General features: G+C 55.8%; 13 protein-coding genes and 2 pseudogenes. 12 read left to right on the top strand and 3 right to left on the bottom strand.

Going from position 1 to position 18,102, the window contains the following annotated elements:
- The first annotated feature begins 2,862 nt into the window (after window positions 1-2,862).
- From ML_RS19755 to ML_RS13555, 3 genes and pseudogenes are all read left to right on the top strand, one after another.
- Window positions 2,863-4,142: pseudogene (locus tag ML_RS19755) on the top strand (alpha/beta hydrolase).
- A gap of 1,126 nt (window positions 4,143-5,268) precedes the next feature.
- On the top strand, window positions 5,269-6,114 hold the full coding sequence (locus ML_RS13560) for a polysaccharide deacetylase family protein (RefSeq protein ID WP_049769928.1): 846 nt from the start codon (window positions 5,269-5,271) through the stop codon (window positions 6,112-6,114).
- A gap of 1,013 nt (window positions 6,115-7,127) precedes the next feature.
- Entirely contained in the window at window positions 7,128-7,523 is a 396-nt protein-coding gene (locus tag ML_RS13555; RefSeq protein WP_145985236.1) for a hypothetical protein, read from the top strand.
- Between the two features lie 516 nt (window positions 7,524-8,039).
- Here the strand turns inward: ML_RS13555 and msrA are convergent.
- Window positions 8,040-8,573 carry a peptide-methionine (S)-S-oxide reductase MsrA gene (gene msrA / locus ML_RS13550; protein WP_010909010.1) on the bottom strand — a complete coding sequence of 178 codons (534 nt, stop codon included), beginning with the start codon at window positions 8,571-8,573 and terminating at the stop codon, window positions 8,040-8,042.
- A 2,091-nt stretch (window positions 8,574-10,664) separates the two neighbouring features.
- On the opposite strand from msrA, the gene ML_RS13540 reads away from it, so the two are divergent.
- A complete protein-coding gene (locus ML_RS13540; RefSeq protein ID WP_145985235.1) occupies window positions 10,665-10,856 on the top strand; it encodes a hypothetical protein in 192 nt (63 codons plus the stop codon).
- 314 nt (window positions 10,857-11,170) lie between these two features.
- On the opposite strand, the gene ML_RS13535 is transcribed toward ML_RS13540, so the two are convergent.
- Entirely contained in the window at window positions 11,171-11,479 is a 309-nt protein-coding gene (locus ML_RS13535) for a hypothetical protein (protein ID WP_145985234.1), read from the bottom strand.
- Between the two features lie 741 nt (window positions 11,480-12,220).
- Complete coding sequence (locus ML_RS13530) at window positions 12,221-12,574, bottom strand: chloride channel protein (protein WP_049769925.1); 354 nt, start codon at window positions 12,572-12,574, stop codon at window positions 12,221-12,223.
- A 627-nt stretch (window positions 12,575-13,201) separates the two neighbouring features.
- Between ML_RS13530 and ML_RS19750 the strand changes: the two genes are divergently transcribed.
- The 8 genes and pseudogenes from ML_RS19750 (at window position 13,202) to ML_RS13500 (ending at window position 18,076) form a co-directional block, all read left to right on the top strand.
- Window positions 13,202-13,429 (top strand): hypothetical protein, encoded by a 228-nt coding sequence (locus tag ML_RS19750; protein WP_049769924.1) that lies wholly within the window; start codon window positions 13,202-13,204, stop codon window positions 13,427-13,429.
- A 184-nt stretch (window positions 13,430-13,613) separates the two neighbouring features.
- Complete coding sequence (locus ML_RS19745; RefSeq protein ID WP_414085503.1) at window positions 13,614-13,748, top strand: hypothetical protein; 135 nt, start codon at window positions 13,614-13,616, stop codon at window positions 13,746-13,748.
- Window positions 13,749-13,794: 46 nt separating this feature from the next.
- Window positions 13,795-14,415 (top strand): annotated as a pseudogene (locus tag ML_RS13515) (TetR/AcrR family transcriptional regulator).
- Between the two features lie 236 nt (window positions 14,416-14,651).
- Entirely contained in the window at window positions 14,652-15,002 is a 351-nt protein-coding gene (locus tag ML_RS17090; RefSeq protein ID WP_231846659.1) for a class I SAM-dependent methyltransferase, read from the top strand.
- Window positions 14,893-15,180 carry a class I SAM-dependent methyltransferase gene (locus ML_RS17085; protein ID WP_330944728.1) on the top strand — a complete coding sequence of 96 codons (288 nt, stop codon included), beginning with the start codon at window positions 14,893-14,895 and terminating at the stop codon, window positions 15,178-15,180. The genes ML_RS17090 and ML_RS17085 overlap by 110 nt, the downstream gene beginning before the upstream one ends.
- Window positions 15,144-15,344: a hypothetical protein gene (locus ML_RS17080; protein ID WP_231846828.1), complete on the top strand. Its 201-nt coding sequence runs from the start codon at window positions 15,144-15,146 to the stop codon at window positions 15,342-15,344. Before ML_RS17085 ends, ML_RS17080 begins: the two co-directional genes overlap by 37 nt.
- A gap of 106 nt (window positions 15,345-15,450) precedes the next feature.
- Complete coding sequence (locus ML_RS13505; protein ID WP_010909009.1) at window positions 15,451-16,383, top strand: class I SAM-dependent methyltransferase; 933 nt, start codon at window positions 15,451-15,453, stop codon at window positions 16,381-16,383.
- A 232-nt stretch (window positions 16,384-16,615) separates the two neighbouring features.
- A complete protein-coding gene (locus ML_RS13500) occupies window positions 16,616-18,076 on the top strand; it encodes an aldehyde dehydrogenase family protein (RefSeq protein ID WP_172591984.1) in 1,461 nt (486 codons plus the stop codon).
- Window positions 18,077-18,102 lie beyond the last annotated feature (26 nt).

The raw sequence follows: 18,102 nt of genomic DNA, 5'->3' as shown, positions 1-18,102 counted from the left end.
TAATATGCAATACCGAATAAATATGCAATACCGAATACGAATTCTTACTCTAATGGAACCGGGAGGCCATTGGCAACAGCGACCTTAGCAGGATAGCTGAAAAGGATTCAGCTGCTGTAAGGTCGCCGATAGTTCTGCGTCTTTTTTCTGCCGGTGCCACCCCGGAAAATTGCATCGCGCAGCCGAGCACATAGCTGTCCAGTGCGGTTTAGGCGCAACTAACCGCCACCGGTGGAAATTCGTTGTCGAGCCGACCCGACAGACACATCTCTCGGTCGCCCAGCGCGTTGGGCCTGGTAAGAGGGCATATTCGATCAGCAGGGTGCCGACTGTGCGCGTCGAACACATTTTGTACAATTAAGATGCAGGTATGTTACCAGGGCAATTCGACGACCTTTTGAGCATCGAAGGTTAACTTTTTCAGGCATGGAGTCGACCCACTATCGCGACCAAATTTCGATCGTGTCGCGAAGTGACGATCGATAAAGTGTAGCAGTGTCCGAATCCAGGAGCTGGGTCAGCGATTGCATCGACAGTGAATAAACTCCTGTTCTTCCAGCAATTCGTAGAGCTGTGGCGAGAATCCGGCCCATGGACAGGGCCGGGTGTCCGCGGGGGTCTCGGCAACTTAGTTCGCCGTCGACCACATCGCACAGTATGTCCGTCTCGAACACCTCCCCGCAATATCCGATGCATTGTCCGAATTTTTGTGGAACAATCACTATTAAGGAAAGATCGCTACATATGACCCTGCCCAGGAATACCCGACCCGCCAATCCCTTGGTCACTCCAAAACGGATACGTTGTTGTATGACATCCGGCACCATTGACAGCAAGGATATTTCGCCATGTTCCCCCTTTCGAGCCAGAGCTCTACACAGCTCTGTCTGACCACGACATGCTTCCCATAAGGAGTGGCGGGCATCAGAGTGTTCTTGCGGAGCCACACCGATTACGGACGCCACGATGGTCCGGCTCTACCGCAGTGGGGGCCTGTTCGAAGCCGATTGGTAGACACATTAGCTACGGTCTAGCGTAGCGATCACGAAATTTTCCCAGTGTAGCCGCGATACTCACCGGGTTGACCTTCCGGGTACCTAATATACTGATAGGTACTTTAATCGGTTTTCGAGTTCACTGCTCATCATGATCGCCGAATATTTTGGTTACCCGGGGTAATATCAGCGATAACAACTCAAAATTCCAGCCGCTAACTGTGGCCTACAGAATGGCACCCCTTTGCTAATTTACTAAATTCGTTTGGTTTGGGAGTGGTAACCGTACTGGTGATTCGGTAGGGAATACTATGCATTTTTCATTTTGGTCTTTCGATCCTGCAATTAATTTTGCTTCTACTTCCATTTTAAATGCTGTCACCTACCGTTCCAGGACCATCCAATTCGTGGTGGCGCTGGTGATTGGCCACAATCGCATAGAATTCGGCGACTGGCATGGTTACTTCAACAGATTGGCTGGCAGCCTTGGTGCCGTATCGACAACGGTGACAGTCATGATGTCCTTATCCCTAATGTTGACTACGACAGTGCCAAGTTGAGGCTACGATGCATCGAGTTGTCACTAGCACTGCCCGCCTCCAGACCAACACCGGCCACCGGCGGGCAGTCCGATCCCATTCGGTTGGCGGCTTGACTTGATGTGTGGGGATGCCAGACTGTTGCCAACAGTGGTGACGTCCTTGACAGATATACCCTATTTCGGTTTACAATTTTATTGTTAGGCTTGCCTCGGCTGGGTATTTAAGTGCAGGAATGCTATAATTACTAACAGTATAGCAACCGGGGGTTAACTGTTGGCATTGCGAGGTGTCCATTCAGCGCCAGATAGGCAGGATTTTGGTATCCAAGCCGTAGCGATTGACCGCCCGGACGACGGGCCGGCTCATCGCCACCAGTTTCTGCGCCGATTGAGGCCGATTGAGGAAGCCGCAGTGCTGGATGCAGTTAACGAAGCCGGCTTGGTTGCATGTCGATATCCGGGTTCCCGCTGCGATCGTAGATCTCGTGCGCGGCGTAATCGCCTGCTCTGCTTCAAACTTCCAGATGTACATTGGCATGCCAGAGTAAAGAGCGCCCATGCCCAAGATAACTGCCCCTCCGACCACGATGAGCCATATCGAGCTCAAGATCACCGGAATTATGTATGCCTCGTGCGCTACGCGCATCGAAAAAGAAACTAGAATAATCTCGTCTGGGGAAATTCCATCGTAAACTACACTACCGAAAAAGACACCGTCACAGTCACTTTAGGCTATGATCCTCATAAGTTGTTCACCGAAATCGAAAAGACCGGCTAAACTTCACCTCATCCCGCAACACCATCAGAATTCCATACCGGAACATGCGGTATAATCGGCGACAGAACAGGCGGCTTACCAAGCTAAGCTGATCTCACTAGGCAATACCTGGTCGTCGAGAACGTGCTCGTCGTACCAGCGATCTCCATGGCCGTGATCCCGGTCCTGTATTGCATTGCCGCAACTGGCAGTGGGCATCCCTGGTGCTGGCTGGCCCTGTGATGGTGTTCCTCAGAGCTTTGATCGTCGTCAATAGCATAAGTCTGCGCTTGGTCACCAGCATGAGTTAGAATCCTGTTGGCTTATGCTAACTTTGCCACGGCGCTGGGGCGACCTGCTTAAAGTTCAATACGCTCACCTGACCGATGAATCAATCGAATTGCAGTTTCAGCGGCTTTAGACTAGGTCTAAAGTGGTGCTGGTCTGGTAGTAGAGTAATCGCCTTTGGCTCTGTTTTTGTACCATCCGACTCCGCGCAGTCAGTGGATTTAACGAAAGCTACGATTGTTGCTCCTATTACCGAACAACCGTTCTTGCTGCACGACTGATTGCCGGCGGTCGTACAAGGTTCTGCTCTGCTCATGGTTATCAAAGCGATAGGTAATGGGCCAGGCGCCGTTGGCTTAAACGGACACTACCGTTGTGCTAGGCGTCGCAGCCGCTGTGACGGCGCTGGCGTATTGGTACGTCACCTCGATTGGGGTTGCTGGGGACCCAGCACAAAAGTCGTTGTGGCTGTGGGTAACTTTAAGTGGGCTAGCTGCGGCCGTACTGTTGCTGGGCTGGTCAGGTGCCCGCTGTTAGCGCCGTGGTCTGGCGCTGCTGTAGGTGCCGCTGTGCGCAACCTTGGTCTTGAATCTATGGGACGGTTATTTCCCCACGGTGCAAGTTGCCTGGAATCAATTGACGGCAGGGCCCTTGCCTGATCAGATCGATCGGCTGCATGTCACCGAAATGCAGATAGCCGGGATCAAGCCAACCAAGTGTGTCGTGGTGCCGGTAGACATAGTTTCGCCGCGTCCGGTTTTACCCACCGCCAGGAACTGATGTATTCGCCCCTGGCATGGTTCAAAAGCAATCCGTCTCACCAGCTGCCGCCAGTTATGATGATCATAGTTCTGCCTTTAACACTCCTGCGTACTGGCTGCGCTCTAGGGGCGGTTTCGACACCATCGACAAACCGCGCGGCCTGTCATCACGGCTTCGCTCCGACGCTGATGTTCGTTGACCCCACCGGCTCGTTCGACACCGACACCGAGTGCGTCAACGGGATCCGCGGTAACGCCCCCCGACCATCTAGCGGAAGATGTTGTGCCATTCATGCCCCCGAATTTCGGGGTGGCCGCAGTTCTGACCAACTGGGGTATCGCTATCTGGTCGATGGGCGGTACTTGCGCCGTCGACTTGACCGTCATGCATCCAGACATTTTCAGCGCGACCGCCGTCACCAGCGTCGGGGACATCGTCGACGACCTACGCCCCAACAAGGGCACAAAGGACCAAGCTATCGTCGGGTTGTTTGGCAGCAACTTCGCTGCCTGACCTGCCTCGACACGATCATGGTCATGACTCGGTACGGTCATTACACCGGGGTTTCGGGCTGGTTCGATGGTCACCTGCCTAGCGTCCTAACCCACCGGAGTGTCCTCAAGCACCAGCCGCGGCCAATGGGATCAATTGCGTGGTAGTTACCCAGTCCGGAAGACATTAACTGGCCATTTGTCGCACCGGCGTTCGCCGCGCGATCCACCCGCTGGCCGTAGTGCTGGGAACCCCCGATGCCGAGCTTGTACAGTTGCCGCCCCGCAACTCTGGGGTGCCTGAGTAATTCGGGCAGCCGGATGACTTGCAGCTCGACAATTGTTTAGTATCGGATACAGTTCGACGACTAGGAAAGCTCACGAGCCCGCGATCGGATGTGCGGCGAAATATCTTTTCGTAATAACTGCAGATCGGCCGGTCGTCAATTCCAGCGCTGATTCGCTGATCGAGCGGGAAAGTGTGGACAACCTTGCGGCTCCAACATGGGTAGCAAGCGTGCGCCGGTCTTGTCATCGGATGCTATACCTACGCAAGTGACCCCGGCGACTTACGACGCCTACGGCTGGATTGCGGTAGGCAGTGTTTCAACGGAAGTAGCTAATCAATTCGTAGCGTTTCTGGTCTGGTCACCCAACAGGCAGTCGGCCATCAGCCAAGTGCATCGGGTTCGACGATGATTACTGCCGGAGAAGAGCTCAGGATGACCCAGTACGGACTGTAGTGTGTTGGCCGATTATAGACTTGGTGAATCGGCACGCTGCGCGGTGTACCTAGCCGCTGAATCGGTATTGGCGCAGATCCTTGTCGATTTCAGGAAAACCCCACGGCTAGCAACGGCCACATTCCTTAAGAATGCGAAGAGGGCAATCCACCGACTCGACCTTGTCGACAACGACGTCACCGGTCCTCATCACCCCAGCAAGCTAGCTGCCAAGATACATTGAGAGCCAAATTGGACGACACGTGATGACGTGATCGGTGCTTGGCGCGGTAGCGGCGTCGTGGTGCTCGAATTCCACCATCTCCCCCACAATCGAATCGCTCGCGGCTCCACAGCAGCGCACTCTGCACCGTGGTCAATACATCTTAAATAAGTATAGTAAGAGCCCGTCATCTAGTCACCGGTTACCTAATGTGGAACATTCGCTGCCGCGACGGAACCTGTATCGAAAACCGGACTCGAACGCTTCTCAACCATGATGGTGGAAACGTCATTGAAGGTCAACTATTGAATCTTCAATCAGTGGCTGACCTGCCGCAACTTATCCGGCATAGTTTTCCCTGTTAGTGGTACGGTTTGCTGCTGTGGAGGCCGACGTCGGTGACATGAGCATCCCGCAAGCGGGCTTGTCTATCGTGTATCGCACCGCAAACCATCTCACAATGACCGGATTGGGTTTGCTGGATCTGTCATGGTGCATACGTGTGCTCGAGGCTTTGCTGTGTCAGCGCTAAACCGGCGTAGCTTTTTGGGCGCGCTTGCCGTGTCCACTGTGACCGGCCTCGGCGCAGTACGCCTCGTGGTCGGCCCGCAACCGCGAACATTCGTCCAAGCGCCGGTGGTTGCCGAGTTGACGCCGACTCCTAACGCCGCAGGTGTATTGCCGCCGCCACCAACGAGTGCACGCATTCCATTGCCTGGCGGTGGTGTGCTATCTAAGATCCCGGGTCGTGGCGATCTGCTTGCTCTTACCGTCGACGACGGCGTCAATACCGAGGTAGTGCGTTCCTACGTGCAGTTTGTCAAAGACACCGACATACGGCTGACGTTTTTCGTCAACGGAGTCTACGACTCCTGGACCGACAACATGTCGATGTTGCGACCGTTGGTGGAATCTGGCCAGATCCAACTCGGCAACCACACTTGGTCTCACCCGGATCTGACAGCAATGACTAAAAGCGAGATAGCCACACAGCTTAACCGCAACGACGACTTCCTGAAGAAGAACTACGGTATCGCCGCGCAACCGTACTGGCGTCCACCGTATGCCAAGCACAACGCCACTGTTGATGCGGTGGCGGTCGATCTCGGCTACACCGTTCCAACCTTATGGTCGGGTTCGCTGTCGGATTCCACGCTGATCACCGAGGATTACATCGTGAAGATGGCTGACCAGTATTTCACTCCGCAAGCCATCGTGATCGGACATCTCAACCACCTACCGGTTACCCACGTCTACCCGCAGCTCATCGACATCATCCGTTCACGACATCTTCGTACCGTCACCCTTAATGACGTATTCCTTACAACCTCATAGTTCTCAACAATATGCGATCTGCTTCCAGGATCATCGGAAACTGTTTGGTAAAACTGTGAGAGTGGAACTGTTCAGAATGCCGCTAGCCCGGTTGTTTTGTTAGGGCCTTGGCCGCTATAGAGGAAGATTTCTACATACATATTTCTACATACATATAGGGGACCGTACCGCCGCGACCACGAACAATCGACCCGGTCGCAGGGCACATCGGTCCACACCAGCTCGGCCACGACGAGACTGCGCCAGGTGGTGGTACCGAGTAGGACGGCTGCCAGCCCCTCAATCATGAAGTGTAATTAGGGCGCGGTCGTCCATCGATTCGGTACCGATGCCAACGATGGTGAAGCTGCCCAAATTTTGCGGTGAAAGCTGTTCATGGACTGCAATAGTGACGGTGCTATATCCAGCATGGCGACATCCAACAAATCTACGCACTGCAAGTGTTTTGTGGGCGTTGACGATGCGGAGCTAGGTTTAGTCATGCACCGCCGTTGCCCACGCATCCCGCCGATCAGCAAGCAGCCAGGCCATCATCTCATGTCCCGTATTTCACCAGTGCGTTCATCTACCACCTAGTCGCGGCATTCGCTGCAGCCCGAGATATGCTTCTGTAGTGGGTGGACAGAAGTCCTCCACCGCGGTGGTGCGGCCATGTGCTGACTAATCATGTTTCGGTGTTGACAGGGCGATTCCGGGCGAAATTGGATTCGGCGCCCGTTATACTACCTAAGCGAGTTCGGCAATGTCGTGCAACCAAGGGGTTCGAGCGTCGGACTATGCTGTGTGCTGTGCTCGCTCGGCAGTAACGCTAGCCGATCGAGGTGGCTAGGTTGTCTGGCAGCTGATACCGAAAAGGGTTTGGTGTAGCACAGAACCGCGTCGCACGTGAAATTGTTGTTGAAGTCATTTACGGAGCTCTTTTCGGTGCATTTGAGGCTCTGTCGGGCTTGGTTCCGCAAGACACCGTGTTAGGGCCAATGGGCCGGTACAGTATGGCGCCGTCCCTAATTCGGGTGCTGATCTTAGCGATCGCTACGGTTTTTAATTTAGGTTTCCCTGCTTACCGGCTCCCAAAGGTGTTGAAGTTCCTTGGCGTTGCCGTGTTACCGCGATGGACCGTCGAACGCCAGGCGCGCTGCAATCACGACATTTTCATGCTCGACTCCCGATCTACGGCAGAGCGGCTTCGCCGCCGTTTGCACGGCACGTGCATGAAGAATCACGTGCGTATCTTCGAAGCAGAGCCGCTGTGGGGGCTTAGAACTGGCCTGAAGGCTAGCCTTTTGCCACACTGCCGTTTGATTAATCGGATCACGATCAATGTCATCATGCGCGCAGGTTTCGGCTCCGAACTAGACGAACTGCGCCGGCTCCATCCCACCGCGGCCACTCTAGTCGGCCTCTTCTAATTGTTGAGCCAGCACCTGGGGGTGCTGGCCGATCCATCATCGATGGGGGCGACAATGCCAGGTGATGATCCTGCCCCCGCGCTGCGTCAGGCGACTATACCTGGGAGTCCAGTGGACCAGGACGGTCATCGATTTCGCCGCTCGTCGCGTCTATTCGTCCGTGTACCACCTCAGCGAATGGGCCATTCCCCGAGAGGATTCGATCTTGATTAGCATTGCGCAAATTTACTGGCCTGTCCGTGGTCTCGGAGCACTGCGATCCGCGGCGGTACGTCGAACACAAGCCATCCTCCTTCGCGTGGATCCCCGTTCAGCGGCGGCACGAGCCGATGTGTGTCCATTTGCCAAGATGGAGATGGAATGAATGTGGTGCTTAAAATGGTGTTGCGCTACTGGATTATAGATACCACCACGGCGCCTGGTGAACGATAGCACTTGCGCGGGGTAGTCTACACCCCAAGAAATGGCGGGCGAGTGGATCCTGCGTCAACGCTGACCGCCTGGGGTCCTAGCCGATCAGCTGTCGGCTTTTGCGTCTGCGGGGGCTCGTCGTGGCAACTTCCAGTTGGGACGAACGAAGTGGCAGGTGTACCCGTTGGGATAGTGCTGCAGGTAATCCTGGTGCTCAGGCTCGGCCTCCCAGAAGTCCTCAGCGAGGCTGACCTCGGTCACTACTTTGCCAGGCCATAGGCTGGAAGCCTCGACGGCGGCTATGGTGTCCAGCGCAACTTTCTTTTGTTCGTCGTCGAGGTAGAAGATGGCCGACCGGTAGCTGGTACCCTGGTCGTTTCCTTGCCGATTTCGTGTTGTCGGATCGTGGATTTGGAAGAAAAATTCCAATAGTGTGCGATAATCAGTGATCGCTGGGTCATAGATGATTTCGACCGCCTCGGCGTGCATGCCGTGATTACGGTATGTCGCGTTGGGTGTGCCGCCGCCAGTATAGCCAACCCGGGTCGATATCACACCGGGTTGTCGGCGGAACAAATTTTGGATTCCCCAGAAACAGCCGCCGGCGAGGATCGCTTTTCGGGTGTTTGTCCTTGCCATTGACTCTCCCTGTTGGCTTTACCAGCGATGGTGCCTGGGGCCGATGACGGTCCCTAGCCAGGTTACACTCAGACGAATGAGATGTAACGGCATTCGGAAACCGGATGTGCGATCGAATTGCGCCAAGAAAATCCGCCTAGCCAACATTTTCCGGGTGCTTGCGTGACTACCTGGCTGTTCTTCCGTTGCGAGCTGTCCGTCGCATTTGAGAATTTCCAGGAGACCGGTCGCTCGGGCCGTTGAAACATTAGTATGGTACTCCTAGATCGCTCAGTAGACACTGGACGTCACGTAGATCCAGCATGCGGTGTGCGCCATGCCCGAACACGATCAGGTGCGTGCTTGGATTGAGCAGACGATTAAGCCCTTCCCCGTGAGCCACATGATCACGTTTTCGTCGTTGTGATCAGTCCGATGAACCTACCGAGCGCATCATCTGCAAACCAGACAACCCAGTGTCCGATCTTTAGTGACGGGATTACACCCACCGCGACCAATACATCCATCATTACTCGACCAATACATCCATCATTACTTACGTCGCCGTCTGTCAGTGGTGTCGTCAACAGAACTATCTTACTTACTAAAACCCTAACCCGCTGAGTTTCTTGCGGGGCGGGGGTGTAGATGTAGTTGTGCTGTAAGCAAGCCCTGGGGACGCTATAACGTCGCGGCAGTGTTACTGTATGCGCTGAGAACAGCTATGGGGAGTGAGGAATCGGTGAGCACCACACTCGCATTGGTCATCGTCGCCAACGGTTTCCTCAGCTCGTATGTGATACACAAGTTTGTTACCAACGTTACACCTGTGAAACGCGATGTGTTGGCGATGGTCTGACTCACCTCCAGCACTTGTGTTATCGGTGTCTTGTACTCCACACGGTTTCCCTGCGCCTGTTTCGACGTCGCCACCCTACGCGAGGTGATGGACTGCTGCGGGTGACGTGTACTGCTGGGTAGTCGACACTGCCGCGTGGTTACGCGGCAAGTAGCTATTGTTTCGCATGAGTGGGTGTGTGAAGGGCGTCGTAATATCTTTGGTCGCGCCTCAGCAGCCTGGCTTGTGCAGATTCTCTTCACCAGTGTCTACGCAATGGTGGGCCGGCGCTGTGGGTAAGTGCCAATCGGGGCCAATGTGATCGTCACCACCGCCCTGATGCCCTAAGTCCCATATAGTTTGCCTGCTGAGGATTTGATGATGTGTTACGTGGCCGCGTTCGGCCTGCTCGTCGTCGCAATGTGCTTCTCGACGACGTACGGTAGTGGCCATGCCCACCCTGAAGCTTTCATTTCCTGCGTGGTTTTCGGCAAGCTGCCGTTTTTGATGAACGGCATCGGCTGCAAATTCTCGTCTAGCGATATGTATCTGAATTTGGATGATTCCGTTGCAGCAAGTCGTGAGTATTGCGGCCGATTAAGCCGGCGTGCCGCAGCCGCAACGGTCCTATCTCGACCCCGATATTGTAACGGTCCGGGCGTTACGGGGAAGCTTGCGAGCTCGGCTCACCGGCAAAGATGTCGAACCTCAGCTTAGCGTCGGTGCGGACGACGTGCACCGAATCAGAAATCGATCACGGCAGGGTCGTACGGGAGTTGAGTTGGGAATCGTTCCTGGTCGAGGAATCGATCCGTGCGGATGTTCAGTTCTGGGTCGCGATGCGGAACGACTCGAAAGATCGCCGCTGCCCCATCGGAATAGGTTCGTGCACATGGAATGGGTGCATGTCGATGGATCCGCCAAAGTGTTCGACACCGATGTTCCTCACTTGATACTGGCTGACCATTACACGAGGGTTGCTGTGGCTTGTATTGACTATGCGTAGGTCGACAACGTTTATAAGCAAACGTGCTACGGACCCCGTAAGTCGTTGTTAGCCCCGCTGGCTTCGACAATTAGACGCTCCAGCTCCATACTTAGCTGTGCACGATGAAGCGGTAGTGCTGTACACGGGTTGTGGTCTGGTTGCTCGACGTGAGAGACTGGAATTCCCTGCGAGTGTGTGCTGGTAAGATATCCACTCTCCTGAAGTCATCGCGTTGTGCCGACAGCTATGTCTCGTTTGCACGAATTATTGGATGTTTCCGACGTCGGTGACCGATTTTGTTCTGGCTGGCGGTGATAACTCATCCGCGCCTCTGGCCTTGTTCATTGCTGAGGGTATTATGGTGTACTTGTCGAAAGATGAACGATTGGCGTTGCTACGCTACATCACCGAGCGTTTTCCGGTGAGCCGGCTATGCGGTTCGACGTATTCAACACTTTCGGAATTCGCTCCCAGGTGATCAATGCGGTGGTTCGTCCAACCTGCGCCAAACTTTGCTGGTGGATCGTCAGTCCCGCTGAAATTGTGTACGCTTTTTCGGCGTCGCGCCTTTTGGTGCGTCGAATCGGTGTTTGACAGCGACATATTCAACCTGGTGTCGCCTGCATGTCGGTGGTCGGGTAAGCTCTCAACTCCAGGTAGGCCGGTCCCGGAACTGTGGACGATGGCGCAATACCATCGCTATGAGTTCGGACTGGCCCTGCCCGTGTGACTTGGGAAGCGTTAAGCTCTCAATCGTCGTCACCGTCCGGCTTAGTTCCACACCGACACCAGCTAACTTACTGCCCGTTCAAAATTGACGCCAGCTACTACAGCGGAGTGACCGTTGCCGGTGCCGCTGTATTCGCGGATCGACACAAGTCCGTCACGGGTGTCTAAGCTGAAAATGCAGGTGCTGTCGTACCGCACGCCGGGAGTGATGCTGTCGGCCTGCCCCCTCAACGATCCCGGCGTCGCCTTAATTGGTGCAGCGCATCGTTCGATGTTGATCTCGAAGATCTGTTTGCTTCGCTCGATGGCGATGCCGGAGAGTCTGCTTGTCGAACGAATCTCGGGTGACGCTGCTCCAGCAGGTGGAGTCATCGCTGAGCACCGCGAAACCTTAGTCTCGATCACTATACGTCACATAGACACTGTAGGCACGGTTCACGTCAGCTCGACCTGAATGTCGTCAAACGGCGTCGTCACATTGCCATCCTGTCTAGGGAAATAGTTTGCGGTCCAACGTACGATGAATCTGTGATCTGCTGGAGTTTGGAATCATAAGGTGAAGGGTGCACGCATTGTTACGTTCCCTGGTAACGGCCCGTTGAGGTTGGGCAATTCAGCCTTAACTGGTCGGTTCAGTGCTGCCTTCGCTTGCCTACCACGGCTGGTTTAGGTGGCTGCACTGCTTCGAGAATGCGTTGGTCATCTCCGCGACCATGATCATGATTTGCCAGCGGCGCTCGGCAAGCTGTCTAACTATGCGTTGAAAGATCTACTCGAGCAGAAATCGCTATACCCGGGGCATCCAGTACTCGGAGTAGTCCGCACAACTATCCTGAGCTGCTAGTGCTGATTGACACTGATGTGCCGACGATCTTTAGTGATCGCGAGTACCGCTACAAGCCAACAAACGGGACCGCCATTAGTGACTCCGAGCGGTGTCCAGTCATAACTATTGTCCAAGACCCGGGATCTAGCAGTCCCAGGAGTCCACCCAGGGTGGGTTTGAGTACCTGCCCGCCGCGAAGGTCGCTAAGTGATTAGCACCGACGCGTGTAATTAAGTCGTACAGGTAGCGGCTGCTGTCGCAGCCAAATTTTATCACCACAAACTTTCTCATCGGTCACGCTTTTTCGAAGCGATACACGGCGTTGATGTAGTTGACCAGTGAAGGGTAACATCCAACACCGATCCATGCACTGCGTAGGCTCTCCCAGGGGTAATTAACCCCGGGATCAGCTGGCGGTGGTCGCAGTTGTCGCGGTAGACGATCGATACCGCCATACTCCCATCGTCTAGCGGTGCTGTGAAGATTGTGCTAATGCCCAACGCTGCCGCGATCCGGCCGTTCTTGTCGGACAGGCCGAGCCGTCGTGTCAGCAACAAAGCGAAGCCAGCGGAGATTGGGGCCGTGGGGTCTTCGCGTCCAGCTGAACCCCCGGAGCCAATGGTGAGTGCGTTGACCACCATCTTGACCAATTACCACTCCGGCTGCAGATGCCGTGTATTGCCTGAATGGCTTCGTCAGTGCTGTGATCGGTGGCTTCTGGCGCGAGTTTAACCTAGATCAATGACCACAGCAGTGCCCCAGCCGTGGTCACCCTGATGCCTGACGTATCAATGCTCAACGACCCACGCGGCTGGAGCAAGGTGCAGACAATCGCTATACCGGCGTGGTATACACCCTTGGTGCTCACCGTCGGTGGTATCGCACGGAACGGGGTGCTGAGTACCTAACCATAATAAGCTAGGTGAAGAGGTAAAGATGTCCAGCTACATAGTGATGTAGCTGGACATCTACTCGGCCGGGTCCGCTGACGCCGAGCTGCCAATCCGATCGATCACCATCGGCCCGCGAGGGCTGGGCTATGAAGGTTAAGGGCTTTTCCAGTGTTCCGGGCGTTAGCCGGGGTCAGCAGCGCGGAACTGGACATATGGATCCATTAGGTGAAGTGGAGTACCAGCCGGCCACTTCCCGGTACCGATTGGCATCTGTGCCGATGCTTCGAAACGGTCACTTAATGTGATCGACGGCACGTTCACGCATTAGGATTCTCATGGTGGGGCGATCTTATCACGGCCGGCGCGACGCCGTGGATGCTGGACCCGCCATCATCCACGGCGTTCAGCTCTGGGGTGAGTTTGTCCAGCAAAGACAAGTTCACGTTCTGTCGGTATCAGGTCATCGAAACCAGCAATGTTACGCTGCTCCCCGACGGGGAGACGGCGGTGCGCTGGTCCGTTATGTTGTCGTGGAATTCGAAGTCCGCCGCGGCCTTGGTGTTACCCACACGCTGGTCGCACTGCATGCACGCCACGATCTAAAATGGAGGTTACGCCAACATTGCTATGGTGGCCCGACTGTAGTGCATTTGGTGTATGTGTTGTTCGGTAGCTGGTGCCTCGTCCCGGTCGCTCATCTGGTTAACCAGGGTCGGTTGGCCGTTCCCGGGCCCGGCCGATCGAATCACCGTCGGAGTTAAGGCAGACCAAATCGTACGACGTACTGATGCTGGTCGCACTGCCGATTCGCGAGTTGATATTTCACTGCGAACCATTTGTGATCAACTCTTGTGCTGAATTGATCGAAGTGCTTGACGACTACCGGTCCGGCAAGTTCGGCAACATTCCAGCTAACGTGTGATGCCGCATCGCGGCGGTGGTGGCACACTTTAGCAAGGCCGTCTAGGGTGAGTCGCAATCCAGGCCGTCCCCCAGCGGCGAAAGCCGACGAGACACGCAAGCGCATTGTGCGCGTCGCTCGCGAAGTGTCTCAGTGAACGTGGTTATTACGGGGCGACTTTTCAGGCGATTGCTGTCCGTGCTGACCTGACTTGTCCCGCGATCAATCATTACATTTTCCAGTAAGCGGGCATTGTACAGCGAGGTGGTGGACCAAACCAACCAATTGGTTATTGCGACCAGCATCGATCAGGCTAAGCGGGAGACGACCCTGCTTAGGCCGGTGTCGGTATTCATCAACCTTGCGATGCAAGCGCATTCCGCTAATCCGTCCGCTCCGTTCGTGTCGGCGTTCCTCGTCACCAACGTGCTGGAATCACAGCGACATCCAGAATTGAGTTGCACCGAAAACGATGCCGTACGGCTTAGCCGAGATTTTCTGAGCTGGGCTGTCAAGGATGCCATCGAGTGTGGCGAACTTGCCAGCTACATCGATGCGTATCCCTTGACCGAGACCTTGCTAGTAGTGTTGTGCGGTGTGGGGGCTGTATGCAGGCTATTTGCTCAGCCCTGAAGAGATGGAGGCTCTCACCGAGACGTTAACCCACCAGCTAAGCGGCGCACTCTAGCGGCTCTAGCGGTCCAACGCCTAGCTGGTGGGCTAAGAGACTCAATATAGTTTAAGTATGGCATACTATACTATAGACTATAGTGAGCTTTGACTTAAATTCTTATTCTCGTAGTGTGATCACGACAAGGCTAGTATCCACGGCTTCCCGGTGTTGTGTAGCACTGGTGGTAACTGGGTCATTACCGAAAGCGTGGGCGCCAGCGCGTTGGGGGTGCTGCCTCACGGGTGGTGCAAGTGCTTGGCACTAATTCACTGATTCGTCACCTGTTCGGCTCCCATGCTTGTGTCGTTCGCCGGTCGAGTGGTGGGGCCCGGCTAGCCGACGCGAACCCGGCCTGGCTGGACGGCGATGAGCGCGAGCACCGGGTGCCTTGGATTAGCTGTGACTGCCGGCATGTGTGCACCCATTTTTTCGACGAGTACTTCGTCTTCGCCGGTATTCGGCAGGTAGTGATACTGTCCGGTGTTGCGGTTTATGCGATTGAACAGGCCGGAGTGCTCGAATACAAGAGCGGAAGAATTCTTCAGTCGTATGGTGTGGGTGCCCACCGTTCGGCCCTCCCCGGTCCCGATGGATCTGCTTGATTACTGGCAGGCCGCATTAGCCACGGCCGGGTTTGACTACTCCCAACCGGACCGCCTGCCCGCCGGGGGTTTGCTGCTGTACTCGTCCAGCGATACTGCTGACAGGCTCTTCGATGTAGTCACCACTCTAAAAATAATGCTTTGGGCAATCGGGTCGTTGTCGAGGCGTTCGGCTTGAATTCGAGTCCTAGCCTGCAGCATTGGTCGCGCATGCGAGAATGGCTCGGTCTGGATGTCAACGTCCCGGAGCTCACCTACCACCAGCCTGACCGGGGTCGGATACTGCGTCAGTGGTTGGCCAACTACTGCGGGCGGAGGCAGGAGCGCAGCGTCAACAATTGAGACGTGTTGGCCCGGCTTGGTTGGGGGTCCGATACCGGAAGACCTAGCCGGCGAGTCAGAATGTACCAAGACCTTTATAGTAGAGCGGGAGCACGTAATGAGCACAATGCGAACCCACGACGACACCTGGGATATAAAGACCAGCGTCGGCACTACCGCGGTGATGGTGGCTGCTGCCCGAGCCGCCGAAACCGATCGGCCTGACGCGCTGATTCGTGACCCCTATGCCAAACTGTTGGTGACCAACACCGGTGCCGGCGCCTTATGGGAAGCTATGCTTGACCCGTCGATGGTGGCCAAGGTGGAAGCCATCGACGCCGAAGCCGCAGCCATGGTCGAGCACATGCGTAGCTACCAAGCAGTTCGGACGAATTTCTTCGACACCTACTTTAACAACGCTGTCATCGATGGAATCCGCCAGTTCGTGATCTTGGCGTCGGGACTGGATTCCCGCGCTTACAGGCTGGATTGGCCGACTGGGACCACTGTATACGAGATCGATCAGCCTAAGGTGTTGGCTTATAAGTCCACGACGTTGGCCGAACACGGCGTGACACCCACGGCCGATCGTCGTGAGGTGCCCATCGACTTGCGTCAGGACTGGCCGCCGGCGCTGCGATCCGCGGGCTTTGACCCGTCAGCTCGAACGGCTTGGTTGGCCGAGGGGTTGCTGATGTACTTGCCTGCCACTGCCCAGGACGGGTTGTTTACCGAGATCGGTGGGCTGAGCGCGGTCGGCAGTCGAATTGCGGTCGAAACCTCGCCTCTACACGGCGATGAGTGGCGCGAACAAATGCAGCTGCGGTTCAGAAGGGTGTCCGATGCGCTTGGTTTCGAACAGGCTGTCGACGTGCAGGAGCTAATCTACCACGACGAAAATCGGGCGGTTGTTGCCGACTGGCTCAACCGCCACGGTTGGCGGGCTACTGCTCAAAGTGCTCCGGACGAGATGCGCCGGGTGGGCCGCTGGGGCGATGGTGTGCCGATGGCCGACGACAAGGATGCGTTCGCCGAGTTTGTGACCGCTCACCGGTTGTAATGACGCCCATCGCGGATGATTCCTGGGACATTGCAACCAGTGTCCAGGGACGTTCGCAGCACAAGTCTTGACCCGCTTATCCGAGACTTTTGCTGCGCGTTCTGAAGGCCCACTCCGGGGCGATCCGGTCTGGATCTTCCTGCTGTTGACCCAACCAGGTGATTAGGATTGCGGCTAGCACTGATGAGTGCTATCGCGGAGGGCGGTAGGGAGTTGCGGGAAGGAAGAAGCTCTGATGATCACTGAATCAGTCGCGCAGAAGACAGCCGTGTCCAAGAGTGGGGTCCCCCCGCACACCCCACCGGGGGTCAATAGTGAGGCTACCGTGGTTCGGCTTCGTCAGACGTTTGCCAGCGGCCGTACCCGTAGTGTCGACTGGCGTACGCAGCAGTTGCGTGCGCTGCAGGCGCTGATGGTAGAGAACGAGGGCGCGATCGCCCAGGCGCTCGCCGATGATCTGGACCGCAACCCGGTTGAGGCATTTATCGTTGACATCGCAGCAACCGTCAGCGAAGCGAAGTATGCGGCCAAAAAAGTGCGTAAGTGGATGCGCCGCAAATACCGATTCCTTGAGGTATCGCAGTTGCCTGGCCGCGGCTGGGTGGAATACGAACCGTATGGGACCGTGCTGATTATCGGTGCCTGGAATTACCCGTTCTACTTGACGTTGGTACCAGCAGTTGGGGCTATCGCGGCGGGAAACACGATGGTGCTCAAGCCGTCGGAAGTCGCGGCCGCTTCGGCACACTTGATGGCCGAGCTCGTGCCGCGTTATCTGGACAATGACGCGATCGCGGTGATCGAGGGCGGCGGTGCGGTTAGTCAGGAGCTGATCGCACAGGGCCTAGACCGTGTGATGTTCACCGGCGGAACCGAGATCGGCCGCAAGGTCTACGAAGGCGCGGCCTCACATCTTACCCCGGTTACCCTCGAGCTAGGCGGCAAGAGTCCGGTGATCGTGGCTGTCGACGCTGACATTGACGTGGCTGCCAAGCGTATCGCCTGGATAAAAATCCTGAATGCCGGCCAGACGTGCGTGGCACCCGACTACGTGTTGGCCGCCGCGCCGATTCGAGACGAACTCGTCAACAAGATCGGCTTCGCTATCGCCAAGTTCCGGTCCCAAGATGATCCAAGCGGCATGCGCATCGTCAACCAGCGCCAATTCGACCGGTTGTGTGGTTATCTCGCAGGTGTGCAATCGGCGGCTGGAGGAAAGGGTGTGGTTGTTGTGGGGGGTAAGTGTGATGCCTCGACGTTACGCATCCAGCCGACCGTGATCGTCGATCCCGATCCGGAAGGTCCGTTGATGACAAAAGAGATTTTCGGACCGATTCTTCCGGTGCTAACCGTCCAATCCTTGGATGAAGCAATAGGTTTCATTAACGCGCGACCTAAGCCGTTGGCGGCATACCTATTCACTAAATCACGTAAAACCCGCGATCGGGTGATCAAGGAGGTATCGGCGGGCGGCATGCTGGTCAACCACCTAGCTATTCAGGTGTTGACGGCGAAGCTGCCGTTCGGCGGTGTCGGCGAGTCGGGTATCGGTGCCTACCATGGCAAGTGGGGATTCGATGAGTTCAGCCACCGCAAGTCGGTTTTGACCAAGCCTACTCGCCCCGATTTATCGAGCTTCATCTACCCACCGTACACCGAGCGGTCCTTCCGGCTGGCCCATAGGTTGTTCTGATTGTTGTTTGCTCCCAATCGCTTTCT

The sequence above is a fragment of the Mycobacterium leprae TN genome (assembly GCF_000195855.1).
Classification (GTDB): domain Bacteria; phylum Actinomycetota; class Actinomycetes; order Mycobacteriales; family Mycobacteriaceae; genus Mycobacterium; species Mycobacterium leprae.
Note: the sequence above shows the minus strand (reverse complement) of the source record. Positions and strands in the feature narration are given on the sequence as shown.